At 73.0% G+C, this 25,481-nt stretch carries 21 protein-coding genes and 1 pseudogene; 12 read left to right on the top strand and 10 right to left on the bottom strand.

Annotated elements, in window-relative coordinates; translation table 11 throughout:
• Positions 1–59: 59 nt before the first annotated feature.
• Positions 60–536, top strand: a complete 477-nt coding sequence (locus D7318_RS07110) for a nitroreductase family deazaflavin-dependent oxidoreductase (protein ID WP_120695998.1) — start codon at positions 60–62, stop codon at positions 534–536.
• Between the two features lie 35 nt (positions 537–571).
• Here D7318_RS07110 and D7318_RS07105 read toward each other — a convergent pair whose 3' ends face one another.
• From D7318_RS07105 to D7318_RS07095, 4 genes and pseudogenes are all read right to left on the bottom strand, one after another.
• Positions 572–1,765, bottom strand: coding sequence for an FHA domain-containing protein (locus D7318_RS07105; protein WP_120695997.1), 1,194 nt, complete (start codon positions 1,763–1,765; stop codon positions 572–574).
• A complete protein-coding gene (locus tag D7318_RS33735) occupies positions 1,762–2,400 on the bottom strand; it encodes a hypothetical protein (protein WP_230423461.1) in 639 nt (212 codons plus the stop codon). Before D7318_RS33735 ends, D7318_RS07105 begins: the two co-directional genes overlap by 4 nt.
• A gap of 331 nt (positions 2,401–2,731) precedes the next feature.
• Positions 2,732–3,382 (bottom strand): annotated as a pseudogene (locus D7318_RS33730) (serine/threonine-protein kinase); the annotation flags it as partial.
• 165 nt (positions 3,383–3,547) lie between these two features.
• Positions 3,548–6,706 (bottom strand): DUF6531 domain-containing protein, encoded by a 3,159-nt coding sequence (locus D7318_RS07095; protein WP_120695996.1) that lies wholly within the window; start codon positions 6,704–6,706, stop codon positions 3,548–3,550.
• A gap of 194 nt (positions 6,707–6,900) precedes the next feature.
• Here D7318_RS07095 and D7318_RS33340 point away from each other — a divergent pair, with 194 nt between their 5' ends.
• The 8 genes from D7318_RS33340 to D7318_RS07055 all read left to right on the top strand — a co-directional run bounded on the left by D7318_RS33340 (position 6,901) and on the right by D7318_RS07055 (position 13,921).
• Complete coding sequence (locus D7318_RS33340) at positions 6,901–8,694, top strand: serine/threonine-protein kinase (RefSeq protein WP_230423459.1); 1,794 nt, start codon at positions 6,901–6,903, stop codon at positions 8,692–8,694.
• Between the two features lie 51 nt (positions 8,695–8,745).
• Complete coding sequence (locus D7318_RS07085; protein WP_120695995.1) at positions 8,746–9,117, top strand: DUF4259 domain-containing protein; 372 nt, start codon at positions 8,746–8,748, stop codon at positions 9,115–9,117.
• A 271-nt stretch (positions 9,118–9,388) separates the two neighbouring features.
• Positions 9,389–9,781, top strand: a complete 393-nt coding sequence (locus tag D7318_RS07080) for a pentapeptide repeat-containing protein (RefSeq protein WP_120695994.1) — start codon at positions 9,389–9,391, stop codon at positions 9,779–9,781.
• 549 nt (positions 9,782–10,330) lie between these two features.
• Positions 10,331–10,633 carry a hypothetical protein gene (locus tag D7318_RS07075; protein WP_230423457.1) on the top strand — a complete coding sequence of 101 codons (303 nt, stop codon included), beginning with the start codon at positions 10,331–10,333 and terminating at the stop codon, positions 10,631–10,633.
• Between the two features lie 10 nt (positions 10,634–10,643).
• On the top strand, positions 10,644–11,864 hold the full coding sequence (locus tag D7318_RS07070; protein WP_120695992.1) for a hypothetical protein: 1,221 nt from the start codon (positions 10,644–10,646) through the stop codon (positions 11,862–11,864).
• 22 nt (positions 11,865–11,886) lie between these two features.
• Positions 11,887–12,642 (top strand): hypothetical protein, encoded by a 756-nt coding sequence (locus D7318_RS07065; RefSeq protein WP_120695991.1) that lies wholly within the window; start codon positions 11,887–11,889, stop codon positions 12,640–12,642.
• Between the two features lie 93 nt (positions 12,643–12,735).
• On the top strand, positions 12,736–13,398 hold the full coding sequence (locus D7318_RS07060) for a hypothetical protein (protein WP_120695990.1): 663 nt from the start codon (positions 12,736–12,738) through the stop codon (positions 13,396–13,398).
• Positions 13,399–13,471: 73 nt separating this feature from the next.
• Positions 13,472–13,921, top strand: coding sequence for an SdpI family protein (locus tag D7318_RS07055; RefSeq protein WP_120695989.1), 450 nt, complete (start codon positions 13,472–13,474; stop codon positions 13,919–13,921).
• On the opposite strand, the gene D7318_RS07050 is transcribed toward D7318_RS07055, so the two are convergent.
• Entirely contained in the window at positions 13,899–15,149 is a 1,251-nt protein-coding gene (locus D7318_RS07050) for a HEAT repeat domain-containing protein (protein ID WP_120695988.1), read from the bottom strand. The genes D7318_RS07055 and D7318_RS07050 overlap by 23 nt on opposite strands.
• 163 nt (positions 15,150–15,312) lie before the next feature.
• Positions 15,313–16,107, bottom strand: a complete 795-nt coding sequence (locus tag D7318_RS07045; protein ID WP_120695987.1) for a hypothetical protein — start codon at positions 16,105–16,107, stop codon at positions 15,313–15,315.
• A gap of 150 nt (positions 16,108–16,257) precedes the next feature.
• Here D7318_RS07045 and D7318_RS07040 point away from each other — a divergent pair, with 150 nt between their 5' ends.
• Positions 16,258–17,301 carry a hypothetical protein gene (locus D7318_RS07040; protein WP_183091268.1) on the top strand — a complete coding sequence of 348 codons (1,044 nt, stop codon included), beginning with the start codon at positions 16,258–16,260 and terminating at the stop codon, positions 17,299–17,301.
• Positions 17,302–17,440: 139 nt separating this feature from the next.
• On the opposite strand, the gene D7318_RS07035 is transcribed toward D7318_RS07040, so the two are convergent.
• The 4 genes from D7318_RS07035 to D7318_RS07015 form a co-directional block, all read right to left on the bottom strand.
• Positions 17,441–20,437: a family 16 glycoside hydrolase gene (locus D7318_RS07035; RefSeq protein WP_120695985.1), complete on the bottom strand. Its 2,997-nt coding sequence runs from the start codon at positions 20,435–20,437 to the stop codon at positions 17,441–17,443.
• A 323-nt stretch (positions 20,438–20,760) separates the two neighbouring features.
• Positions 20,761–22,200 (bottom strand): family 43 glycosylhydrolase, encoded by a 1,440-nt coding sequence (locus tag D7318_RS07025; RefSeq protein WP_120695983.1) that lies wholly within the window; start codon positions 22,198–22,200, stop codon positions 20,761–20,763.
• A 297-nt stretch (positions 22,201–22,497) separates the two neighbouring features.
• The gene (locus D7318_RS07020) at positions 22,498–23,025 is read right to left on the bottom strand and encodes a GNAT family N-acetyltransferase (RefSeq protein ID WP_183091269.1); all 528 of its coding nucleotides are present in this window, start codon (positions 23,023–23,025) and stop codon (positions 22,498–22,500) included.
• Complete coding sequence (locus tag D7318_RS07015) at positions 23,025–23,579, bottom strand: GNAT family N-acetyltransferase (protein ID WP_120695982.1); 555 nt, start codon at positions 23,577–23,579, stop codon at positions 23,025–23,027. The genes D7318_RS07020 and D7318_RS07015 overlap by 1 nt, the downstream gene beginning before the upstream one ends.
• A gap of 402 nt (positions 23,580–23,981) precedes the next feature.
• Between D7318_RS07015 and D7318_RS07010 the strand changes: the two genes are divergently transcribed.
• Positions 23,982–24,662 carry a helix-turn-helix domain-containing protein gene (locus D7318_RS07010; protein WP_120695981.1) on the top strand — a complete coding sequence of 227 codons (681 nt, stop codon included), beginning with the start codon at positions 23,982–23,984 and terminating at the stop codon, positions 24,660–24,662.
• A 32-nt stretch (positions 24,663–24,694) separates the two neighbouring features.
• Positions 24,695–25,477 (top strand): HAD family hydrolase, encoded by a 783-nt coding sequence (locus D7318_RS07005; protein WP_120695980.1) that lies wholly within the window; start codon positions 24,695–24,697, stop codon positions 25,475–25,477.
• Positions 25,478–25,481: the final 4 nt, after the last annotated feature.

Here is a 25,481-nt window from a genome sequence, read left to right as displayed (position 1 = left end):
GCTTCCCGGTAGAAGAGAGAGCACCGCTCTCGCAAACAGCGCGACCGAGGAGCCATGCCATGAGCGAGCGCCCGTACACCAAGAAGCCCGGCCGCCTCACCGTCCATGTCCTCAACCGCACCGTGGCCTTTCTCACCCGGCGCGGGATCAGCGTATGGGGCTCGCGCGTCCTGGCCGTGCGCGGGCGCACGTCGGGGGCCTGGCGCACCACCCCGGTCAACCTGCTGACCGTCGGCGACGCCCAGTACCTCGTCGCCCCGCGCGGCCATGTGCAGTGGACGCACAACATGCGGGCCGCGGGCGGCGGTCGGCTGATCCTGGGCAGAAGGGCGGACGCGTTCACCGCGGACGAGGTCGCCGACGCCGACAAGCCCGAGCTGCTGCGCGCCTACCTCAGGCGGTGGAAGTGGGAGGTCGGCGCGTTCTTCCGGGGCGTCGGGCCCGACTCGACGGACGAGGAGCTGCGCCGCGTCGCCCCGGACCACCCGATCTTCCGCGTCACACCGACGGGACCTGCCGACGTCCCCGGGGCGTGACCGCGGCACGGCGGCGGCTCGGCCCGTCCACCGCGTTACTCCCCGGCCCCGCCCTGCGGCAGCTCCGTTTCGGCGCTCAGCGCCGCCGAGGGCGCGCGACCCGCCGCCGAGCGCCGCCAGGCCGCCGCGATCTCCGGCGGGTAACGCCGCCCGCTGCGCGTCACGGTCACCCCGGGCGTCAGCTCGGCGACATCGCCCAGGTTGAAGTGCGTCGGCTCCTCGACGTTCAACGGCCGCCACTCCGCCGTCCCATGCCGCAGCAGCCGCGTGCCGCCCCGCCCCAGGTCCCGCAGCAGGAGCCCGTTCTCCTCGACCGTGACCTCCAGGTGGCCGCGGCTGATCCGCCGCAGCAGCGGCACCGGCACCAGGCCGTGCAGCGCGATCCCCTCGGGCTCTGGCGCGCGCCCCAGCGTCACCCGCGTCCCGACGTCGAGCGTGAAACGGCGCACGCACTCGCCCCGCACATGCAGCTTGAGCTGCGCGATCCCCGTGCGCGGCCCGTCGTCCACGAGCGGCACGCGGTGCAGCTCGCACAGCGGCGTCCCGCCCCGCAGCAGCGGCAGCCGCACCGCGCCGCCCCGCGCGCGGTCGTACAGCTGGCAGCCGCGGTGCGGACAGGACCAGTACCGCTTGACGACCGCGGTGATCGGCTTGCGCGCGCGCCCCTGGAGCAGGCCGTGCGCCTTGAGGTCGGACTCCTCGAGCTTCCGCGAGATCTGCGCCGGGGTGCGCACGCCCATGGCGCGGGGCCGCAGCGCGACCGCGGTGCCGCCGAGGATGGGCACGACGCCGAGGAACTGCGTCGTGTTCCCCTGGATCCACGGGTGGGCGGTGCGGAAGTCGTCGAAGTCGTCGTTGGAGATGACGGGCAGGCCCGTGACATCGGCCAGTTCGAGCAGGGGGTCGTCCGCGTCCGGTGCCTCCTCCACCAGGCCCCGCTCGATCCAGCGCCGCAGCAGGCGCGGCTCGGCCGGGTCGGCGTACTCGTGCGGGGCGCGCGGCAGGCTGCGGTCGGCGATCGCGTACACCGTCACGGCGCTGTCGCTGGTGTGCCGGGCCAGGGCCTCGACCACGAGGCGCAGCCGGTGGAGCGAGCGGGGTGGGCGCGCCGCGCCCCGCTCGCCGATCCGGGTGTCGCGCACCACGTTGGAGAGGTCGACGAGCGCGTCGGCCTCCTGGCGCCCCGCGGCCAGGTGCGGCTCGAGTGCCTCCAACGCCTGGCCGCTCATGGCTGGTTGACCGCCCACACGGTCAGCACGGTGGAGGCGTCGTAGAGGTTGTCGTAGTCACCCGAGACGGTCAGCCCCGTGATCTCCAGCTGGGCCAGGTTGCCCGCGGTGGTGATGAAGCACAGCCGGGTGCCGACCGGCAGGGTGTCCTCGAAGTCGTCGAAGTTGATCTCGGGGCTCATGACGTTGAACTGCGTCGCGTCCTGGCACTCCTCGGGGGAGGTGCCCGCCGAGATCCCGGCCGTGGTCTCCAGGTACCAGGCGTCGGAGAAGCCCGAGATGGACAGCTCGGCGTCGTCGCCGTCGTTCGAGTCGGAGCTCACCCGCGCCTCGTCGAGGTCGACGTAGATGAGGTCGTAGTGCACCGCCCTGATCTCGAACGGCTGGCCCTCCATGAGGGGTTCGAAGCGCGGCTCGGGCTCGGGCTCCGATGTCGAGGGCTCGGGCTCGGGCTCGGGCTCGGGCTCGGGTTCGGGGGCGTCGGAGGGCTCCCCGTCCCCGTCGTCCGGCGGGGGATCCGCCGGCGACTCGCCCGCCTCGTTCCCCTCCGTGCCCGACCCCGAGTCGTCGGACCACAGGTCGGCCACCACGGGCGCGAGCAGCACCAGGCCGACGGCCGCCGCCGCGGCCACCACGCCCCCCCCACACCCAACGCGCCCGCCCCGGCGGCTCCTTCGGCTCCGGCGGCTCCGGTGGAGCGGGCCGTGTCGACCGGCCCGTCGCCGCAAGCGCCGACACCGGCGGGGGAGGCAACGGGGGCAGCGGCGCGGGCGAAGAGGGCCGCGGCGCCCGCACCAACCGGTCGACCTCGACGGCCCGTTGGGCGAGGGAACGGGCCAACTCCCCCGGCAGCCACCCGCCGAAGTCGTCGAGCGGCCGGGCGGCGGCCCCCGCGCACAGCGCCTCCACCTCGCTCGGCGTGATCCGCTCCTCGGGCGAGGCGGTCAGGCACCGCTCCAACAGCGGCCGCAGCGCGTCCGGGTAGCCCGACAGATCGGGCGGGCGCACGGCCGTGTTGGCGATCTGGGTGGCCACGGTGATCGCCCCGCCGTCCCCGTAGGGGTGGCGGCCCGTCGCCGCGACCGCCGCGACGAGCCCCAGCGCGAACATGTCGCCCGCCGCCCCCACCGGATCGCCGAGCGCCTGCTCGGGCGACATGTAGTGCGGGGTGCCGATCAGCCCGCCCGTGGTGGTGAGTTGGGTGGCGTCGGCCGCGCGGGCGATGCCGAAGTCGATGACGAAGGGGCCCGAGGCGGCGAGCATGATGTTGCTCGGCTTGAGGTCGCGGTGGACGATGCCCGCCGCGTGGATCGTCGCCAACGCCCGTGCCACGCACGCCGTCACCTTCAGCACGGCGTCGGGCGGCAGCGGGCCGTGCTCATCGAGGGCCTGGTCGAGGCCGACGCCCGCCACATACTCCGAGGCCAGCCACGGCGCCGCCGCCTCGCTGTCGTGGTCGACGACCGCCACCAGGTGGTATCCCCGCACCCGGCTCGCCGCCCGCACCTCCTGCGCGAAACGCCGCCGGAACGACGCGTCCCGCGCGTACTCCCGCCGCACGACCTTGATGGCCACGGGCCGACCGCCCCGCGTCCTGGAGAGGTAGACGGCGCCCATGCCGCCCTCGCCAAGACGGGCGAGCAGCGGGTGGCCCGCCACCTCCCGAGGATCCTCGGGCGACAACGGCTCGAACACCGGACCCCGTTGGGCACCCACCGCAGCAACCTCCCCCAAGTCGACGCGGGAACAGGGTACTTGCACCTTCCGCTGCACGCGAGGCGGTCAGTGCAACAGAATGTGCGGAACGGCCGGGGGCGCCACGCCGTAAGGGGAGGGCCCCGGCTCGCGCGCGGGGGAGAGGAAGCGCCCGCCCACCGGGTCATAGGGCCGGGTCGCCGGTCCCCGAGCCGGGACCTGGGCCGGGACCTGGGCCGTGTCCTGGGCCGTGTCCTGGCCGGTGTCCTGGCCCGGATCCTCGGCCGGACGATGGTGGAACGACAGGCCCGTCTCCGCGTCGAACAGCGCGTGCGGCCCGTCCAGCGCGCACGACGGACCTGGGCGCCCGCCCGCCGCCTCCCCGCCCGCCGCCTTGCCGTCCGCCGTCCGCCGCGCGCCGAGCGCCGACGCCCTGCGCTGCCAGGCAACGCCCCCGTGCCCGTTGACCAGTTCGAGCGGCGTGCCGGTGGGGTCGGTCACGATCGCGTGGCAGCGCGGGACCGCGCCGGGGGCGGCCGTCGACTGGGCCACCGGGCGGCTGCCGTCGGGCGTCCAGTGCCACGTGGTGGCCGTGCCGTCGGGCGCGATCTCCTCGACGGGCCGCGCGCCCGCCCACACGAGCGCGGTCTCCTCGACCACCGACCCGTACTCGTCGAGGAGTTGGCGCGCGATGCGGCGGCCGAGCGCGTCGTACACCAGGTGCACATGCCGCCCGTCGCGGCTGACCACGTCGGTCAGCCTGTCATGGGCGTCCCAGCTCAAGCTCAGCTCCCCGCCGCCGAGTTGGACGACACGGCCCTGTGTGTCGTAGCGGTACCCGGACGCCGCGCCCGTCGGGCCGCCGTCGGCGTCGTAGCCGAACTCCTCGTCGCCGCCCGGCCCGTTGACCTTCAGCGGCCGCCCCAGGGGGTCGGGCGTCAGCTCGGTGATCCCCGCCCCCGAGTCCACCACGCGGGTGAGGAAGCCGTCCTCGCGGTAGCGGAACGTCCTGCGCCGCGCGCCGCCGGGGAGCACCTGCTCGACCAGCCGCCCCGCCGCGTCCCAGCGCTGCCGCAGCGTGACCCCGGGGCGGCCCAGGTGCCGGGACGTCTCCCGCCCGTGCGCGTCGTGGTCGAAGCCGAACTCCCGGTCCCCGGCCCGCAGTCCGGTCATGAACGAGCCCGCGTCATAGGTCCACGACGTCACCGCGCCCGACGGCGTGCGCCGCTCGACGGGCCGCCCGAGCGCGTCGTACGCGAACCGCACGGTGCGCTCCCCGCACGACTCGCTCACCACCGCGCCCGTGGCGTCGAGGGCGCGCGTCACCGACGCCTCGCCGCCCACCGCCCCCACCAGGCGCCCGACCGGGTCGTAGCGGTAGCGCGCGATGTCGGTGTCCGAGCGCTGCTCGACCAGCCGCCCGCGCCCGTCGTGCGTCTGGGACACCCGCTGCCCCGCGCCGTTCGTCCGGCGCGCCAACTGCCCGGCCGCGTCGAAGCGGTACCGCACCGAGGCGCCGCCGGGGCCCGTCTCCTCGCTCAGCCGCCCGGCCGCGTCGTACCGGTACGTCCACACCGTGCCCCTGCCGTCCCTGACCTCGGTCACCCGCAGCGCGGCGTCGAAGGACCGGGTGAGGCTCGATCCGTCGGGGCGGCCGACCCGGGTGACCACGCCGAACGGGCCGATCGCCCGGCGCGTCACGTGCCCCGCCGCGTCCACGTGCTCGACCAGGTGCCCCGCCGCGTCGTGGTGGAACCGCTCGCCCGTCCCGTCCGCCCACGTCACCTCGCTCGGCGCGCCGCTGTCGTGCCACCCCACCGCCACGCTCGTGCCACCAGGGCCCGTCACGCGGACGACCCGGCCGCGCGCGTCGCGTTCATACCGCGTCGTGCGGCCCGTCGGGTCGGTGACCTCGACCGGGAGGCCTGCGGCGTCGCCCGTCACCCGCCACAGACCGCCGAGCGCGTCGGTCACGGAGGCCAACGCGCCCCGCCCGTCGTGCGTGCGCACGGTCACCGCGCCCCCGGGGCCCGTCTCGCGCAGGGGGTTGCCCCGGTCGTCGCGGGCGATCTCGCACACGGCCCCGTCCTCGGCCGTGAACGACGTGATGAACCCGTGCTCGTCATGAACGGCCGCCACCCGGGTGCCGTCGGCGTAGGTCACGGACACCACCGCGCCGCGCTCGTCGTACCCGTACCGCGTCACACGGCCCAACGGGTCGGTCACGGCGGCCAGTCGGCCCTCGGCGGTCCACTCCTTGCGCGTCACGGCGCCGAGCGGGTCCGTCTCGGAGATGAGCAGGCCTCGTTCATCGAAGGCCAGCACGGTCGTGGCGCCGAGCCCGTCCGTGACCGCCGTCGTGCGGGCCGCCTCGGCGTCGTAGGCGATCGTCGCCGAGAGCAGCCCGTCGGTGCCCTCGGTGGTGACCACGCGGTCGCCCTCCCACCCATAGCGGTAGCGGGTCGTCCCCGTGGGGTCCTCCCACCCGGTGAGCCGGTGCTCGCCGTCGTGCTCCAGGCGCCCGCCGGGGGCGCGGACGAGGTCACCCGCCTCGTCGTAGGTGTAACGGGCCAGCACCACGTCGTCGTCGCCGCGCAGCCGAAGCTCGGTGACGCGCCCCGCCTCGGAGACCACCCCGACCCGCTGCCCACCGCTGTGCGACAACTCCATGACCGTGCCCTTGTCATGCGCGAGCGCCACACCGTTGCCGTGCCGGTCGGTCACCTCGACGAGCGGCAGCTCGGACCCTGCCACCCCGGGCACGGGCCGGTAGTGCCACGTCATCCCGCTCCCCGGCCTGGTGACCTTCATGGGCCCGCCCGCCGTGCCGTCCCAACGCAGCGGCCAGTGCGGCCCGTTGACCGGAAGCACGGCGACGCCCCCGGTGGGCACCGGGTAGTCCACCACCGTGCCGTCCTCGCTGATCAGCCGCACGCCGTCCGCGCGAAGCTCGAGGCGCTGGTCGAGCGTGGAGGTCCAGGCGGTCCCGAAGTGCCTGCCCCTCGGCCCGCCGGTCCTGTGGCGGCGGCCGATCACCAGCGGCAGCACGCCGGGCAGCCGCACGTCCTCGGCGGACAGGTCGACCCCGCCGGTGGCCGGGTCGAACCCCGGCAGCGGCTCGGGAGCGGCACTCGCCCGCGCCCACGCGCGCGACACGGCGTGCCAGGGCGCCCGTTCGCCGCCCACCTCGTCACCGGCGACCCGGGGGGTGACCAGCGCGATCACCGCGTCGCGCACGTCGGTCATGAATCTCCCGGTCGTCGCTCGTTCCTGTGCCCACCGACCGTAGTTGTGTGACGGGTGTGGTTCAACTGGCGCCCCACGCACGGGATACGGATCCGCGACCGAGCTGTTACGGAGCGCGTACGCGCGGTCCCTACGATACGCGGTGGGGTAGGTGGACACGAAGGGCGACCACGCGGGGGAAGGGGGCTGCGGCCGTGGACGGCACAGGCGCAGGGAAGCAGGCGGAGAACGGGCGGCGGGGGGAGCGGCGGGACACGTCGGGCTGGGGGACGCCACCGTCCGCCGCGCCGCTCCAGGCGTGGGACCCACGGGAGATCTCGGGCTACCAGCTCATGGGGCGTCTTGGCGCGGGCGGCATGGGCACGGTGTATCTGTCGACGACGCGGGGCGGCAGGCCCGTCGCGTTGAAGGTGGTCCACCCCGACCTGGCGGGGGAGCCGCGCTTCCGCAGGCGCTTCCAGCAGGAGGTGAACGCCGCGCGGCAGGTGCGGGGCCGCTATGTCGCGGCCGTGGTGGACAGCAACACCGAGGGCCCGATGCCGTGGTTGGCCACCGAGTATGTCCAAGGCCCCTCGCTCTCCTGGGTGTTGAACGCGGACGGCGGCCCTCTCGACCCGCCGACGGTGCTGCGCCTGGTCGCCGGGATCGCCTCGGCGCTCGGCGACATCCACGCGGCGCGGGTGGTCCACCGCGATCTCAAGCCGGGCAACGTCATGCTGGCCGCCGAGGGGCCCGTGGTCATCGACTTCGGCATCGCGCAGGCCGCCGACGCCACGTCGTTGACGGGCACCGGGATCCGGGTGGGCACGCCCGGGTTCATGGCCCCCGAGCAGGCGACGGGCGGCGGGATCACGGCCGCCACCGACCTGTTCACGCTGGGCCTCACGGCCCATGTGGCCGCCACCGCGACGCACCCCTTCGGCGAAGGGCCCGCGGATGTCCTCCTCTACCGCATCGCGCACGCCGAGCCCGATCTCTCCATGTGCCCGCCGGAGTTGCGCCCGCTCATCGAGCCCTGTCTGCGCCGGGAGCCGGACGAACGCCCCACGGCCGCCGAAGTCCTGGCGCTCTGCGACGAGTTGGCGGGCGGGCTCGGCCTGGACGACGCGTTGCCCAGCACCGGGTGGCTGCCGTTCGAGGTCCCCAGGCCCACCCCGCCCTCGGGCCCGGACGCCTCCCCGACGGCGACCGCCACCACGCCGCTGCCCCCATCGGCGCCGTCGATGCCCGTGTCGGGGCACCCGCGTTACCTGTCCGCGCCGGTCCCCGCCCCGCTCACATCCGCCCCTGCCTGGAGCGTCCCAGGGCCTTCGACCGGCGAACACCGCGACCGCAGGCCGTGGTTGCTCGTCGGCCTGGCCGGGCTGCTGGTCGCCGCGCTCGGCGGCGGGTTCGTCTACGCCAGCACCACGGGGGACGACGGCGGGAACGACGGCGCACAGGAGTCGCTCGCCGACGACAAGGGGTCGAGCCAGGAGGGCGCCTCCGGCGATGGCGCCTCGGGCGAGCCGGAGCAGAGTCCGGCCGGGGACGCCGAGCCGGACGGGTCGGGGCCCGACGGCGGCGACCCGGACGAGCCCGAGTGGGACGACCCGGAGTGGGACGACACCTTGGACGACGGCGGTGACGACGCCGTGGACGGCGGGCCGATCCCGGACTTCTTCCTGGGCGACTGGACGGCCACCGCCGACTGGTTCGGCTACGCGCACACCCGCACCCTCGAGGTGCGGCAGGCGTCGCCCGGCGAGACCGCGATCTGGCTCACCGCCGTGGGCACCAGCGAGGACGGGCGCCCTTACCACTGCGAGTTCGAGGCCGAGTTGATCGGCGTGGTGAACGGCGAGGTCCAACTCGAGGCCACACGGCTGACGATGCGGGACGGGGCGTGCGCCCCCGGCGACCCGACGTTCCTGGTCCGCGACGGGGATAGGCTCGTCCGCGAGAACACCACGGACGAGGGGCCCCTCACCTATACGCGGGCGTTCTAGGGACGTTGGGGTACGGGGCGGGCGACGGGCGGAGCGACGGGCGGAGCGACGGTGGGCAGATGGGGTGCGGGGAACTTCGACGAGGACACGGCGGCCGACCATCTGTCGCTGATCACCGGTAAGTTGGTCGACGAGACGGCCGAGGCGATGGCCGGTGACCCGGTCGAGCTCGAACCCGACGAGTACTGGGGCGTGGCCGTCCCGTGCAACCTGGAGCTGCTCCACCTGATCGGCACGCGCGGCTACGTCGGTGTCACCCTGCCGTCGGGTGACACGGTCAGGGAGTGGAAGAAGACGTATCTGGCCGTCTGGGACGAGGCGATCGACGGCCTCGCCCCCACGGCCGAGTTCCGCGCCCGCCGCCGCGAGAGCCTTGTCCGCACGTTCGACCAGCTCGCCGCGCTGGCCGACAGCGGTGGCTAGGGGAGCGGCGAGCGGCTGGCGAGGGTCCGGTGGTTCTCGGCGGCCGTCGTGCCGGTGGTCGGCTGAGGTGGCGCGCGCCCTTCGGGCCTGCCCTGGCCGCCGCTGTCGTCGTCATCAGCGCACGTTGAGCTCAGGTAGCGGGCCGGTGGGGCTTACGCGCGCCTGATCCACTGATGCGGGACGGATGGAGCGAATGAAGAGAACGCGCACGATCCGCCGCACGAGCGTCACGCTGCCCTCGCTGGACGAGCCCCGCCTGTAGCTGTCCCACATGACCTCGCTGGAAGGCCGTCGCGGCCGGGTCGCGGAATTCCACTACGGCGACATGGACGGGCGCATCACCGGGCTCAAGACACAGCAGGTCCAACTGGCCACGTTCCGCGTCGACTCCGTGGAGTTCACCGGCTGCGAGCTGTCCGCCCTGCGCTGGTCCGACAGCAAGGTCACCGGCGCCGTCTTCCGCGACTGCAAGCTGATGGGCGCCACGATCGAGGACGTCACCCTCGACAACGTCGTGTTCGAGAGCTGCAAGCTCGACTACAGCACCCTCACCCGCGTCCGCGCCGCCGGGCCCATGAGTTCGACGGCGGCACGTACCGCGGCTTGGACCTGCGTGGCAACGACTTCTCCCAGCTCCGCGGCCTCGCCTCGCTCAAGCAGGTGACCATCGATCGGGCACAAACGTTGCAGATGGCGCAAGCGCTCGCCGCGGAGCTCGACGTCACCTACGGCGTAGCCCCGCACCCGCACAGGGAGGCATGGACGTCGGTCCACAGCTCGTATGCGCCAGATTCGACGACATACGCGAACGGTGCGACACAGCATCGGCCCGGCTGACCCGCGGCGAGCCCAGCCATGACGACCGCGCCGTCGTGCCCGGCGGCGGCTGGGCACCTCTCACCGCCGCAGCCGCCGAGTCCTACCGGCCCGAGCATCGACGCCGGACAGTGTCCGGATCGAGCTGGTACGCCGATCGCTTCCGGAGCTTGACCCCGACGACGTGGCAGGCCGCTCCGCCTCGAGCCAGGAGAGGGATACATCGCTCCGACGGAGTTCCTGCCCCACGACGGCTCCACCGCAGGCGTCGACCAGCCCTCCGTCGCCGCCTTCCGGCTCGGACGGCCGCGCCGAACTCGCGAGAACCGTCGGGCCCCGCCGTGCGTCCTTGGGTGCTGAGTAAAGAAGTCACCAAGTGGCCGACCACGGGGGACGAGTGAGCAGCGATCTGTACATAGACGGCGAGATGCTCGCCGAGGTGCGCGGGAACCTCACGCGCATCACCGACATCCTGAACGATCCCGCCGAGGCGATCCGCGACGTCGGCACCGGGGAGGCGGGCGTCGCGGCGCTCTCCGACCGGCTGGGGGAGTTCGGCGACGAGTGGAGCTACGGCATCGGCCAGATCGGGGAGTTCGCGCGGAGCGCCGCGGAGATCCTCACCCAGGTGGAGCGGCAGTTCGACGAGCTCGACCTGAGTCTCGCCGAGGAGCTCCAGGCCGCCAACGAGGGCTCCTGAGGGGGGACCGATGTCTTTTCCACGCAAGCCGCACATCAACGACTTCCCCGCGCTCGGCTTCGTCCCGTGCCCGGGCGACCAGGAGTCGATCGACACGGTCGGCACGGCGTTCGGCACCACCGCCGAGGTGCTCGAGGAGGTCAACTCCGTGCTCAGCGGCGCCGACGCGGGCGAGTGGCGCGGGCGCACGGCACGGGAGTTCCGCAGGATGCTGCGCGACGACTTCCAGCCGAAGGTCCAGGACGCGCTCCAGTCGTTCGGCGAGGCCCACCGGGCCATCGGCGACTGGCTGGTGACGATGGGCGACTTCCAGCGGCGGGCCGATCTGCTCGAGGTGGACGCCGCCGCGGCCATGGCCGACCTGGACGCCGCCAGCGCGAACATCGACGGACTCCCCGCCGAGCCCGGCCCGTTCGAGCCCGAGCCGGAGACCGAGGAGGAGCGCAACGAGCAGGAACAGAACGCCGAGGAGCGCGAGCGGCAGGAGACCGCCTACCGCGTCGCCGAGGCCGCGCTCTCCGAATTCAGGGACCGCGCCCAGCGCTTGCAGCAGGACTACGACGCCGAGGGCCGCACCATCGCGGGCCGCCTCCAGAACGCCATCGACATCGCGCCCAACGAGCCCGGCCTGTGGGACCGCATCGGCGACGCGTTCGGCGACCTCGTCGAGGGACTGACCGATCTGCTCGACGAGTTGGGCGCCGCGTTCATCGACCTGATGGCCGAGTGGGCCCCGATCCTGTCGAAGATCGGCGCCATCGCGGGCCTGCTCAGCTCGATCACCGGGCTGCTGGCGTTCGTGCCGTTCCTCCAGTTCCTCGGCCCGGTCTCGCTGGTCCTCGCCGGGCTCTCCATGGGCGCCAACTACCTTGCCGCCGTGGGCGAGACGGGCAGCTTCACCGCCGCGCTCGCCGACCCGGCCTTCCTGTTGTCCGCCGCCAGCTTCGCGTTCGGGGCCGGGTCGTTCATCGGCATGTCCGTGCTCCACGGCATGCGGGCGACCCAGACGCTCGGGGGCGTGCCGGGGGTGTTCGGGTGGGCCATGCGCAACGGCACGAGCGCCAGCGCGCTGCCCGGCGTCATGGGCATCACCTGGCTCACCAACGCCAATACCGCGGGCCTGCGTTTCATGGACGGCTTCGGCAACACCGGCACGGTGGTGGACATGATCAGCGGCCCGTTCTGGACATCGGGCTGGCGGACGAACCCGTCGCCGGTCGCCAGGGACTGAACGCGGAGGAGAGGAGCACACCATGGAGCCCACCGAGGCAGCGCCGGACAAGGGGCCCGACAAGGGACCGGGGGAGGAGCCGGGGGAGCGGCCGGGGGAGGCGTCGGAGGAGGCGTTGTTCGGCGGGGGACCGCCCGCGCAGCTCTACCTGCCGCAGGACTGGTTCGACATCCTGGCGGACGGCCCCGACGCCGAGGCGGCGAAGGCCCGTTACGGGGACGTCGTGGCGCGCGCCTTCCCCGACATGCCCGCCGAGGGACACGCCGAGATCACCGCGGGCCTGCTGCGGTGGCGCGGGCACCTGTGGAACAACGGCTTCCTCACGCACGGCGTCATCGCCGTCCCCGAGGCCGACGACCGCAAGGCCGCGCTCTGGCAGATCCTCGTGACCACCCTGCGCATGCCCGCGATGAACCCCGACATCGACCCCACCGCCCTGCTGCGGCGGATGATCCCGCAGTCGGAGCTGGGGTTCGTCTCCCATGTGGAGCAGTACGAGACCGACATGGGCCTCGGGATCGGCGTCATGGGCCGCATACCGCTGCTCCCGCCGGGGAGCCTGCCCGAGGGGGTCACCGAGGCGCCGCAGGGCGGCATGGCCGCCGCGATCTCGTGCGCGCCAGGGGCCGAGTACGGCCTGCTCGTCCTGGGCACGTGCCTCGACCCCGAGCAGGATGTGATGCTGGCCATGCTGATCGCGCTGATAGCCGGGAAGTCACGGCTCGCCGGGACGGAAGGGAAAGCGGCGGACGAGAAGGCCGCGGTACCGGCACCCTAGGGAGCGGCATCCTGGGAGCGGCCCCCTGGGGAGCGGCACCCCGGGGAGCGACGACGACAGGGCTCGGCAACGGAAGGGCGAACGGAAACACACATGGCGCGCACGTGGTTGATCTCCCCCTACACCCCCCGGCACGAGTTCCCGCCCGCGCTGCGGCGGCGGCACACGCTCGAGCACGTCGCCGAGGTCGGCTTCGCCGACCTCGCACGCCACCCCCTGCCGCACACCAGGGGGAACCCCAAGCTCCCCTTCATCGTGCCCGCCGCCGTCTTCATCGGGCTCGGCCTGATCGGCGGGATCGCCATGGCGGCGAACGGCCAGCCGTTCTGGATCCTGCCGCTGTGCGGCCTCGGCGCCTGGCTTGCCATCATCGCGCTGCCCTTCCTCCTGCCCCAGTACCTCCTGCGCGAGCGGCGGCGGGCCAGGGTGGAGCGGGCGGCGGAGGCGCTGCCCACCCACCGGGGCGCCCCTGGCACCGTGCCGGGGCAGCTCGGCAAGGAGCCCGGCGTGGTGGCGTTCGCCGACGGGTGGATCCGGGTGATCGCGCCGCACGGGCAGCTCGCCGCGCTGCCGTTCGGCGAGATCCAGGTCGCCGAGGAGCTGCTCGGCAAGGGCCTGTGGGGATTCCCCGGCGTCGACATCATGAACAGGGCCGGGGAATGGACCGAGATCCGGACCATGGACAACCGGGAGCTGCTCGACGCGCTGGAGCGCTCCGGCGTTCCCGTGCTGCGCACCGCCAAGGGGATCAGGTAGGCGAGCTGGGCCGGTTGTGTGGCGACTGTGGAGCGGCCCGGGGAACGGCAGGTCAGGGAAGTACGCTGACCGCATGACCGACGCGGTGACCACCGGCACGGCCATCACCACGGCACTCGCCCTCACCGTGGCCGGAGTGCTCCTCCTGGCCCTGGGACTCCTGCCGCAGCGTGGCAAGTTGAGCAGGAACGCGTTCCTCGGCATACGGACCGTGCGCGCCCTGGAGAGCGACGAGACATGGCGCACCATGCACCGCGTCGCGGGCCCCTGGGTCACGGCGGGCGGCGTGCTGCTGCTGCTCGTGGCGTTCTCCGGCTTCTACCTGGACAGCGAACCGGCCTTCACCGTCACGGTGTTGACGGCGACGGGCGCCTGCGTGGCGCTGCTGTTCACCGGGGCCTGGCGCGGCAGCCGCGCCCTGCGGCCCCGGCCCGTCGAGGCCGCCACCGGGGGCGGCCGAGGACCGGGTGCGGGCGTGGGTCCTCGGCCGGGTGGCGGGGTCAGCGGCGCCGGAAGAGGTTGAGGCGCTGCTGCCACGTGGGGCCCATGCCCGGCTGCTTGGGCCGCGTGTGCGTGAACCGCTCGAAGCGGGCGATGTCGCTCGGCTCCGCGAAGGAGTCGAAGATCGTGCGCGCCTCCACGCTGACCGGCGCGTCCTCGGCCATGAGCGTGAACAGCAGGTCCCCACCGCGCAGTACGGCAAGCGAACGGTGCCTGATCTCGTAGTCGGGGCGCGCCGCGAGACCGTGCAACGCCCGCAGCAGCCGTATCGGGTGCTCCGGCGTCAGGTCCACGTTGAGCGGCGACAGGATCTCGAGAACGATGTGCACCTCGGCCGTCGGCAGCTCGGGCGCGCCCTCCAGCGCCGCCAGCACCGCCGGGATGCCCGCCGGGTGGTTGCGGACGAAGTGCCGGGTCCTGCTGATCAGTTGGAGGTCACGCGCGGGCCGCTCCGCCCGCGCGGCCAGGCCGATCGCCGAGAGCACGAGATCCTGCGGCGGCGGGTCCCCGAGCGCCTGCACCGCCCGCAGGCTCACCGGTGGCGCCTTGTCAAGGGCCAGCAGCGTCAACGCCTCCCGCGTCTCGCCCTCCCCCTCGCCCTTGCCCGAACCCGCCAGCTCCTCCACGGACTTCAGCCGCACATCCGTGTGCGGCGACAGCGCGGCGTGCAGCCCTTCGGCCACCGCGCCGTCGCCCTCGTGGGACAACACGGCCAGCAGCCCGTTCAAATTCTGCTGCCCCTGCTGCGACTTCTCCGCCTGGAGCCGCCGCTCGATCACCGCCCTCGGCACCGGGTAGCTGCGCAGCGTGTCCGCGATGTCCCAGATCAGCGAGCCGTTGGGCTGCGCCCTGGCGAGGGCGTCGAGCAGCGGACCCACCGCGTCGTCGTCCCGCACGTCCTTCAACGCCCGCGCCGCCGCCCACCGGCACGCCGGGTCGACCAGCGACGCCGTGAGCACCGGGCCCGCCTGCTGGTCGCCGATCCGGTGCAGCGCCTCGATGATCCCCTGCTTCAGGCCCGCCCCGTCGTCCGCCGCATCGTCCGCCGCCGCCGGGACCCTGCTGACCTGGTCGCGATGCTGGGCTGAGGCGGTGACCAGCGTCCTGAGCCGCTTGATCAACACCGGGACCACATGCGGCCCCTGCGTGCTGAGCTCGGCGAGGACTCTCTCGCGCGGGCTCTGGTCGACGACGTCACCCGTCCGCCAGGAGCCCAGCTGCTCGATCAGGTCTTCCACGCGCTCGGTCATCCGGTCCAAGACTCCTCTACTGCTCACGCGTCAAGCGCCTTACGGCGCCCGTCGGTTGACAACCGTAGTCATTCGGGCGACCGGCTCCGACCGGGATCACCACCGTCCCCCGGTCCCCGCCACGGCTGTGAACGGATCTCTACGTATCGTTAACTGTCCCCACTCAGGCGGGCGTCGGTCCGGCGGGCCTGAGACGGTCGGGGAAGCGTAGGGGATAACCCAGCCGCGCGCACCGCGCCTCGAAGCCCGGCGGCAGCCACGCACAGGACAGCAGCCGCGGATGCGCGGGGAACGCGTGCAACGCGGTCAGCACAAAGATCAACGACGCCCAGGGCGTGTGCAGTTGGGCGGCGACATGGCCGCCGTTCCCGCCGACGAAGCCGCACTGGAGCCGCTCGGGGCCCACCATCTCCATCGACGTCGGCGTGCCCCAGTCCCATGTGTAGGCCGCCGCGACGGGGTTGAGGAAGTGGAACCCCAGATCGCTGACCACCACCTCGCCCGACGCCTCGGGCACCCAGCGGGGCCGCACGGCCGCCTGCGCGGCCCGGCGCCGCGCGGCGTTCCCCATGGCCGAGCCGATCAACGTGCCCGCCACCAGCGCCGGATGGCCGAACGCCACGACGCCGCTGTGCGTCCAGCTCCCGTCGCCCACCGCGCGCCATGTGAGATAGAACGCCGGACCCACCGCCAACGGCCGCTCACCCGGCCTGAGTCGGGCCGTGGTCGCGACCATCGGCCGCGCGTCGAGCGTGCCCGCGAGATGGTCGCTGAGGATGTCGCACGTGTACCAGAGGTACTGGTCGAGATACCCCCAGGGCGGCTCGGGGCCCGCGCCCGCGTCGACCGCGGTGGGCCGGTCGCCCGGCGCGCCCGCCTCGGTCGCCGCGCCCGCCTCGGTCGGCTCGTCCCGGTCGTCGGGGCCCCAGGGCCCCCACGGCACCAACTCCTGTCCCACCGGATCCCACCCCCGCGCCATCCTCGCCGCGCCGACAGGCCGTGACGACGCGCACCCCCAGGGTACGCGGCCGAGGTGGCCCCGAGGTGGCCTTCTGTGCGGAACGATCCGTTTACACAACGGTAGAACTCGGACACTACGGTTGCGGACATGATCGATACGCACGTGTCGCGCCGTTCCGTGCTGGGCGGGCTCCTGGGCGGAACCGCCGGGGCCGGGCTCACCGGATCGGCCGCCTGGGCGCGCCGCCCCCGGCCGCTCCGTGTACTGATCGCCACCAACGAGCCCTGGGGCACCTACCACGTCGCCCCGATCCTCGACGAGGCCGCCCGCCGCCGCTGGGACCTCACCCAACTCGTCCCCGACTACGCGGGCATCGCGCCGGGCGACCCCGTCCAGGTCGCCACCCCCGCCGACGCGCCCGAGGCCGACGTGCTCGTGGTCACCGGCGCGGGCGACTGGCCCGCGGACTGCGCCGCCCGGTTCCGCCGCCTGCCGCTCAACGCCTCGGCGCTGGCGTACCAGCAGCCGGTCGAGGCCCCACGCGCCCGCGAACTACGGCGCCGCGTCCGCCTGTTCACCGCCTCATCGGCGGCGGAGGGGCGCGCGTTCGCCGCCTGCTTCGGCACCAGGCGCCCCGTGCGCACGGTGGGCTCGCCGCAGACCGACGACCTCCCCGTCCGCCGCCCCGAGCGCGACCTGGTGCTCGTGCTGACCAGCGTCACCCACCCCGACGAGACCGGGGACGCCGCCCCCGGCACCGAGCTGCTGCTCCGCTCGACCGAGCAACTCGCCGCGGCGGGCAAACGGATCCTGGTCGGCCTGCACCCGCGCGAGGACCGTTCGCTGTGGGAGCGCTGGGAGATCAGCGCCGTCCCCTCCGTCACCGCGTCGGCGCGCGCCGAGGCCGCGATCGGCATCCCCGGCACGGTCTTCCCCCTGGTCGCCGCCGTCGGCACCCCGCTCGTCGGCTGCGTCGACCCCGAACTGTCCGTCCCCGACTACCTGTTGTCCGTGTGCTCCGACACGGTCGACGACCCGGCCGAGGCGCTGGCCGCGGTGGACTCCGCCGAACTCCCCGACCCCGCCACGCTGTCGGACGCGGTCGGCCCCATCGGCGGCTCGGCCGACCGCCTGCTCGACGCCTGGCACGAACGCACCGCCGCGGCCCGACCGGTCGCCGTCGCGGCGTAGTCGACGCCGATCGCCGCAACGGCCGGAGAGGGCGCGCTGTGGGCCGTCACCCATGAGGCGTGGCGGAGTTGGGCGCCGCCGACGCCGGGAGGGCGGACACGCGCACGCCGTGTCCGCCCTCCCGTCGCTCACCCTCCCGTCAGAGATCCATGATCTGTATGTCGCGGAACCACACGTTCGAGCCGGTGTGGTGGTTCTGCAACCCGATGCGGCCCGAGCTCAAGTCGCGGTCGGGGCTGGCGTTCTCGGTGTCGTAGTCGTTGATCAGCACACCGTTGAGATACACCTGGACACGCAGGTCCTGGACCACGATCTCGTAGGTGTTCCACTGGCCCGGCGGGTTGAGGGCCTGGTCGCGGGCCTCGATGTCGGCGCCCTGGAAGTTGTAGATCGCGCCCGTGGTGCGCTCGGGCACGTCCGTGGCGTCGATCTGCACCTCGAACGCCTGGTTGCGCGCCGCGGGATCACCCTGGGGATCGGGAAGTCCGATGTGGACCCCAGAGTTGTCGTCCCCCGCCATCTTCCAGTCCAGCTTCAGGCGGTAGTCGGTGAACTCCTCGGGGTGCGACAGGAGTCCGAGCCCGCCGACGGAGCGCATGGTGCAGTCGGCCTGGGAGATGAAGCCCCCGGGAGTGGCCATCTCCCAGGTGGCCAGGCTCTGTTCGGTGCCGTCGAACAGCATGCGGTAGCCGTCGTCGGGCTGGGCCGGGACACAGGCCTCCTGCTGGATGCGCAGATGGTCCCAGTTCACATGCCGGTCGTCGTCCTCTCCCGCGGAGACCGTGATGGTGTTGGCCCCCGCCTGGAGATCGAGCTGCTCGACGTGGTCGGCCCACGTCTGCCACGTCCCGGTCGTCTCGACCGCGATCTGGCCTTGATCCTCGCCGTTGACGTCGAGCGAGATCGTCTTGGTGCCGACGAAGGGGTTGGGGCCGTTGGAGTAGCGGAAGGTCACCGGATAGGTCCCGGCCTCCGCCACGTTCACGTTCCAGGTCAGCTCGGCGCCGATGTTGTCGAAGCCGTCGACGAAGCCTCCCCCGGTGAAGTTGCCGTGCTCGTCGTCGATGTCAGCCCCACCGCGCAGCACCCCGTCCTCGGCCTCGTACTGGCCGACCTCGTTGGGCGGCTCGACATAGTCAGGGATGTTGTGGACGGTGTACCACGCCTCGGTGCTCCACAGCGCGGTCCCGTCGGCGGCCTCGAACGGCCGCGGCGAGCGGACGTGCACGACCCGGTCCTCACGCAGCCCGGGAATGTCCAGGCTCACCGTGCGCCCGTTCCCCGACACCGAGGCACCGGCGACGGACAGGATCTCCTCGTTCCGCTTCTCCCCGCCGTACTGCGACGTCGGGGTGTAGGACCACTGCTCGACCTCGTACCGCTCGGCGGCGTTCTCCACCACATCGTCCGACACCGGCTTGGTGTAAGTGAGGTCGAACCCGGTCTCGGTCACCTCCATCGACACGATGTCCATCGCGTCCCTGGATGTGGGCGTCAACTTCTGGAGGCCATATGTGAACTTGCCCGGCTGCTGCCAGTTGCCACCGCCGCCGATGCCGCCCACGTAGAACGACCCGTCGGGGCCGAGCGCCAGCCGCGAGACACCGGACTCGAGACCCTGCGTCATCCGGAAGACCGCGCCCTGCTTCTGGCCGTCGACCTCCTCGAGGAACGCCCGCTGGATGCCGCCATAGGTGACGTCGCCGAACAGCAACTGGTCCTTGAACAAACCCTTTTCAACCGTCACGGGGTTCGTCGGCGAGTTCGAGATCTCGCCGTGCGGCAGCCACAGCACCGGCTCGGTCACCGGCTGGTCGTCGAACGGCCCCTGCGGCGTCGTGTAGTGGTTGTAGAACGCCCCCTCCTGGATCTCGACCAGCTTCGACGACGGCAGCCAGTCACCCTGGTTGTCCGTCACGAAGACCTCGTCGTCGGGGCCCCAGCCGATGCCGTTCGGGGTGCGCAGGCCCCCGGCGACATACTCGAGCTCGCCGGTCTCCTTGTCGATCCGCACCGAGGTGCCCCGGTTCTCGACATGCTGCGGCACCGTGGTCCTGCCGCCCGGGGTGATGGCGACCGACAGGTTCAGGTAGTAGTGGTCGTCGTCCGCCAGGAGACCGAACCCGAACTCGTGGTACGTGCCGCCGCTCGGCCAGGTCGCGATGGCCTCCGAGCCCTCGTAGAAGCCGTCGCCGTCGGCGTCGACCAGTCGGCTGAGCTGGTGCTTCTCCGCGACGATGACCTCACCGTCCTCCACCAGCACGCCCTGCGGCTCGTTCATGTCGGTCGCGATGACCTCGGTGGTGATCTCGGAGGGGTCGGCGTCCTCCCCGAGCGTGCCGTTCACGACCTCAACGGCGCCGTCGAAGCTCTCCCGGCCCGCCCAGGTGGTGATGACCATGCGGCCGTCGTCGAACCAGTCCATGCCCGTGACCATCGGCTCATAGCCCTCGGGCCGCAGGTCGGTCAGCGTGTAGTTCGGGTGCACCTCGGCCAGCGGCGCCCCGTCACCCGGGCTGGCGTCGGCGTCGACGCACGACTTGACCCCGGGCGAGGTGACACGGGTGACACCGGCGTCGGTGGTCAGCACCGACTCGGGAACGAGCGTGAACTCGCTCTGCCCCGGCGGCCTCCACTCCAGGCGCAGCGCCTTGCCGTGCGCGCCCTGGAAGTAGTCGATCCGCAGGGCGTGGACGCCCGCGGTCAGGTCGGCCAGCCCGTCGACCGCCGTCGGGGGCTGCCGCTGGTCGTTCTCGATGATCTGCTGCCCGTCGAGATACAGCCGGGAGCCGTCGTCGCTGATGAGCCGGAAGTCGTAGGCGCCGTCCTCGGGAACGTGGATGTTCCCGATCACATGCGCCATGAAGTTGTTGGCGATCCCGCCGAACTCCTCGGTGGTCTCCCAGTCCACGGTGGGCCGCAGGACGTCGACGTTCGGGGTCTGGCCCTCGGTCAGGGTGCAGATCTCCTCGGGCTCGAACCCGACGTCGAAGGTGCGCAGGGTGACGCCTGGCTCCTGGGGTGGCAGTTCTTGGGTGGGAGCGGCGGCCTGGGCCGCGCCTATCGGCACCAGCACGGCGGCGGCCAGGGCGATGCCCAGGGACACCGTCCGACGGCGACGTTGTCTCAGTTGCATGGAACGAACTCCTTCACACGGCTCGGGAGATACGGTTCGTCGACTTCACGGCTGTCGTCCTGGGACGCCGTGAAGCGTGGGTGGGGTGGGGGTGGGTGGGGTGAAGTGGGTGGGCCGGGAAAGCGCTATCCCGGGGGATGGGAGAGCGGTATCCCGGAGCTGGGAGAGCGCTTCCCGAAGGTGGGAGAGCGCTTCCCGAGGGTGGGAGAGCGCTTCCCGAGGGTGGGAAAGTGCGGGAAAGCGCTATCCGAGGTGGCCTGGAAGGGCCACAGGACCGGGCCCACCTCGTCGCGTCGTGTCGCCGCCCGGTCCTGTGGCGGCTCTCAGTCGGTGTAGACCTCGGCGCGGTCCACACTCACGAACGCGGCCCCCGAGTCGGGATTGCGCTCTCCCGTGACCCGGATCCGCAGCGTGTGCTCGCCGTGCGGCAGGCGTGGGCTGAGGTACTGGAGCGTCTCGCCCGTCCTGATGGGCCCGTGGAAGTCGACGCGTTGCTCGGGGCCGCCGTCGACGCTGATCGCGGCGATGCCGTTGCCGGTGTCCTCCACGGAGAGCAGCGCGATCCTGGTGCCCGTGAAGGTGAACGTCGCGGCGTTCCCCGCCTGTTCGCTCCAGTGGTCGTCGCCCCAGAAGCACTGGGTCGCGCAGCCCGATCCCGAGTTCCAGGTGCCCTCGTACGTGACCGTGCCGTCGCCGCTCGACCGGCCGTCGTCGTTGATCCAGTAGGTGCCGGAGCCGGGGTCGCCCGACGGCAGGTCCTGGGTCGCGCCCAACGCGAGCGGCGTGCCGAGATCCGGGCTGCCGTCCGCGTTCCAGCCGATCTTCTGGGCGCGCGTCGTGCGGTTGGTGTAGGTGAAGTCCGTGGTGGTCTTGGCGTGGTAGATGATCCAGTCCTCCGTCCCGTCGGGGGACTGGAAGAACGCGTGGTGTCCTGGGCCGTAGACGCCCACCGCGTCGTTGCGCGCGAACACCGGCCCGTCGTGCTGGATCCAGTTGCCCGGCACCAGCGGGTCGGCGCCTTCGGGCAGGGACATCAGCCACACCTGGTAGTCGGGCTTGCCGGTGTCGCAGGTCGAATACGTCATCCACGTACGGCCGTTGCGGTACAGGAACTCCGGGCCCTCGCGCACCTCGGGGCAGCCGCCGTCCCCGTCGATCGCGACGGCGTTGCCCGAGACGGTCCAAGGGTTGGACATCGGCGCGATGTTGAGGCCGTTGTGGTGGTACTCGTTGATGCCGCTGTACGCCAAGTAGAGCCGCCCGCCGTGCTGGAGGATCCCGGGGTCGATGGCGAAGTCGTCCAGGTGGTTGGGCGGGGCGAGCTTGGCCTTGAAGTGGTAGGGCCCGGTGGGGTCGTCGCCCTCCGACTCCAGGACGTAGAGCCGGTGGTGCTCGTCCACGCCGTCGTCGGCCGTGTAGTACATGTACCAGCGGCCGTCGAAGCGGTAGAACTCGGCGGCCCAGATGTGCTGGTTCCGCGAGGGGTCGGAGTCGGTCCACACAGTGACGGGATCGGCGGCCAGCAGGGTGCTCAGCGAGGGCGAGCTCCACATCTTGATGCTGTCACCCTGGGTGGTGGTGAGGTGGTACTCGCCGTTCGCATAGGTCGCGAACGGGTCGGGCCCTGGGTTGAGCGGATTGCGGAACGTTCCGGCGGCGGTGGGGGACATCGTGTCACCCGCGGTGGCCTGCGGTGCCAGGAGCAGGCCGATGAGCAGCGCGAACAGCGCCGTGAACAGGGGGAATCGGGATCGGACGCGCATCAGCGGCTCCCTCGGTCATGACGACGTCGGTTGTCGTGCCCATGGCACCACGTCACTTACAACGATGTAAATACACGCGACACAACTCGCTTCCGGGGCATGGCCCATGGGGCACACGCCGTGCCGCGCGTCGCGGAGGGCGCGGGCTCGCGGTGGGGTCTTGTGGTGCGGCTTTGGGCGCGGCGGTTGGTGGGGCTGGCGGCGCGGCGGTTCGTGGCGAGACGAAGTGCGGTGGCTCGTAAGGCGGTTCGTGGTGGGGTGGCGCGCGGTGCGGCCCGGTGCGGCGGCTGGCAGAGCTCAACGTGCACGCCCGAAGGGCCGCCAACCACCCTCGCCGCAGCGCCCGTTCGGCGAACGGAAGCGCGTCCACCCCCGGCCCCACTCGGTCAACGCCGCCCCGAGCCCCGCCGCGAGAGCCCGACGCATCGCCATGTTGTCGCGGGTCGTCCCGGCGCCCGACGCCGCGTCGCCGTCCTCGCGGGCCGGGGCGGCCAACGCCCGCACCACCGCGTCGCCGACCCCCGCGCCCCGTCGCGCGCGGGCACGCGGGCACATCCCGAACCCGGCCTCCGGCGTGCCGGGTTGGCCCGCCACCGGCTCGAGCCGCGCCGCGCCCACCACCTCGCCGTCGCCGACGATGACCGCGAAGGTGGACTCCACCGGCTCGGCGGCCAGCCCTATCGACCGGCGGAACTCCACGAACCTGGCCCGCCGTTGACGGGTCCAGCCCGGCGCGCCCACCACCGGCGACATCGCCTCGAGCGGATCCGCGCCCTCGACCGCCGCGTCGAGCGGCCGCCCGAGCGACGCCTCGCTCAGCGGCATCAGCCGCACCCCCGGTGGAACATGATCAACAGATCCTCCCCCACATCCCGCGACGTGACCATGAACCCCTCCGACTCATAGAGGCGGCGCGCCCGCGCGTTCCCCGACCGCACATCGAGCCAGACCCGGTCGGCGCGATGGTCGAGATACGCGCGGTCGCGCACGGCGCGCAGCAGCGCGCGCCCCACGCCCGCGCCCCGGCGCTCGGGCGCCACCACGAGACGGCGTATCTCCAGAACCCGATCCACCCGATCCATCGGATCGCCCCGACCCGCCCGATCCACCGGATCGACCCGACCCGCCCGGTCCGCAGGATCGCCCCGATCGACCTGATCCGCCTGATCCGGCGCGCGCCCCAGCCCGGCGAGGACCGCGAACGCGAAGGGCTCGCCGTCCCGTTCGGCCACAAGGTGCCCCTGACGCGGGTCGGCCAGGGCCCGTTCGTGCCACGCGGCACCGATCTCGCCGAGGAACACGGCGGTGTGGAGAGCGCTCTCCCACTCGGTGAGCCGGGGAAGGTCGGCGGCCGTGGTGGGGCGGAGGTGCAACGACATGCGGGGGAGCGTAACGCCCAGACTCGACCGGGGCGCTCGGTAACAGAGTGGTCGCGGAGTGGAGCAGCGCGGTGGCGGAAACCGGTCGGTGGGTAGACCTACGTTGTGCTGGACATGACCGCTTTTGTGAGGGGATCGTTTCGAAGATCGTTACGGGGCGGGCCATGCTGACCGGGGAGTGGCCCCCCTCGTTGGAGCGGCTCGGGCCCTATCAGTTGATGGGCTTCAGCTGCGCCCTGTGCGGCGACTACCTGGGGGCGCGCGCACGGGAGTTGGGGACGCTGCGACATCCGCGTTTCGGGTATCCGTTCCGGCTGTGGGCCTGCGTGCCCAGCTGTCTGGCGAGCGGACCCCCGGCGCTGCCGCCATCCTTGGGAGGGGTGATCCCTCGGAGGTGACGCGGTGGCGGAACGGGCGCGCGGGCGCGGCAGCGACGTCGGGCGGCGCATCGCGCTGCGGCGCGAGCAGCTGGGGCTCAGCCGCGAGGACGTCGCAGGGCGCGCCGGGATGGCGCCGCAGTACCTCCGGTATCTGGAGGAACGGCTCTCCTCACCCGGCGGGAACGCGCTCTCCCGGCTCGCCCGCGCGCTCGACACCACGGTCGCCGAGCTGAGGGGCGGGGAGGCACACCACGCGCCGGGCGCGAAGCCCGCGCGCCCGCGCGTGACCGAGCTCGGCCCCGCCGAGTGCCACCGGCTCGTCGCCGCCCACCACATCGGCCGGGTCGCGGCCGCCACGCCCCAGGGGCCCGCGATCGTCCCCGTGGTCTACGCCGTGGTGGGCGGGGCGATCGTCTTCAGGGCCACGCCGGGCACGGGCGCCTCCGCCGCGGGCGACGCCGACGAGACCGCGTTCGAGGTCGACCACCTGGACGAGGACGCCACCGCGGGCTGGAGCGTGCTGCTGGTCGGCCGGGCCCGCAGGATCACCGACCCGGGGGAGGGCGAGCGGCTGGCGGAGCGGGTGGCCGAGCGGCTGAGGGAGCGCGGCGCGGCGGGCGGCCCCTGGGCGCCGGAGCGCGACGCCGTATGGGTACGCCTGCGCCCGGCGCGCGTCACCGGCTGGCGCGCCCGGCTCGGGTAGCGGAGCGCGCGCCCCCGGGTTCCCATGGAGAGATGGTGACTGTGCCGGAGCCCGAGCTGTGGAACTGCCGCGCCGTCGTGTTCGACACCGACGGCGTGATCACCGACTCGGCGGGCGTGCACGCGGCCGCGTGGAAGGAGGCGTTCGACACCGTTCCCGGCGTGGACCCGCCGTTCGACGCGGGCGAGGACTACCGGCGCCATGTGGACGGCAAGTCGCGCCTCGACGGCGCCGCCGCCTTCCTCGCCGCGCGCGGCATCGACCTGCCCGTGGGCAACCCCGAGGACCTGCCCGGCACCGACAGCGTGTGCGCCGTCGCCGCCCGCAAGGAGGACTTCTTCGTCCGGAGGCTGGGCGAGGGCGGCGTTGACGTCTGGCCCGGCACCGTCCGCCTGCTGCTCGCGCTGCACGACGTGGGCGTGCGGTGCGCGGCCGTCTCCTCCTCGCGCCACGCGCGCGACCTGCTGGCGCGCGCCGGCGTGCGTTCACTGCTCCAGACCGTGGTCGACGGCAACGACATGGCGCGGCTCGGCCTGCCGGGCAAGCCCGACCCCGCGCTGTTCCTCGAGGGGGCCAGGCGCCTGTCCGTCCAGGCCGGGGAGGCCGCCGTGGTCGAGGACGCGCTCGCGGGCGTCGAGGCCGGGCGCGCCGGGGGGTTCAGGATGGTGATCGGCGTGGACCGCGTCGGCGGGCCGACCAGCGAGGACGACCTGCTCGACCACGGCGCCGACGTGGTGGTGCGCGACCTGGCGCAGTTCCTCACCGACAACGACGAGGGCGGCCCGTCCGGCGACCTGGCCACGGGGGGTGCGTGAGCCA

The sequence above is a fragment of the Streptomyces radicis genome (assembly GCF_003626575.1).
GTDB lineage: Bacteria > Actinomycetota > Actinomycetes > Streptomycetales > Streptomycetaceae > Streptomyces > Streptomyces radicis.
Note: the sequence above shows the minus strand (reverse complement) of the source record. Positions and strands in the feature narration are given on the sequence as shown.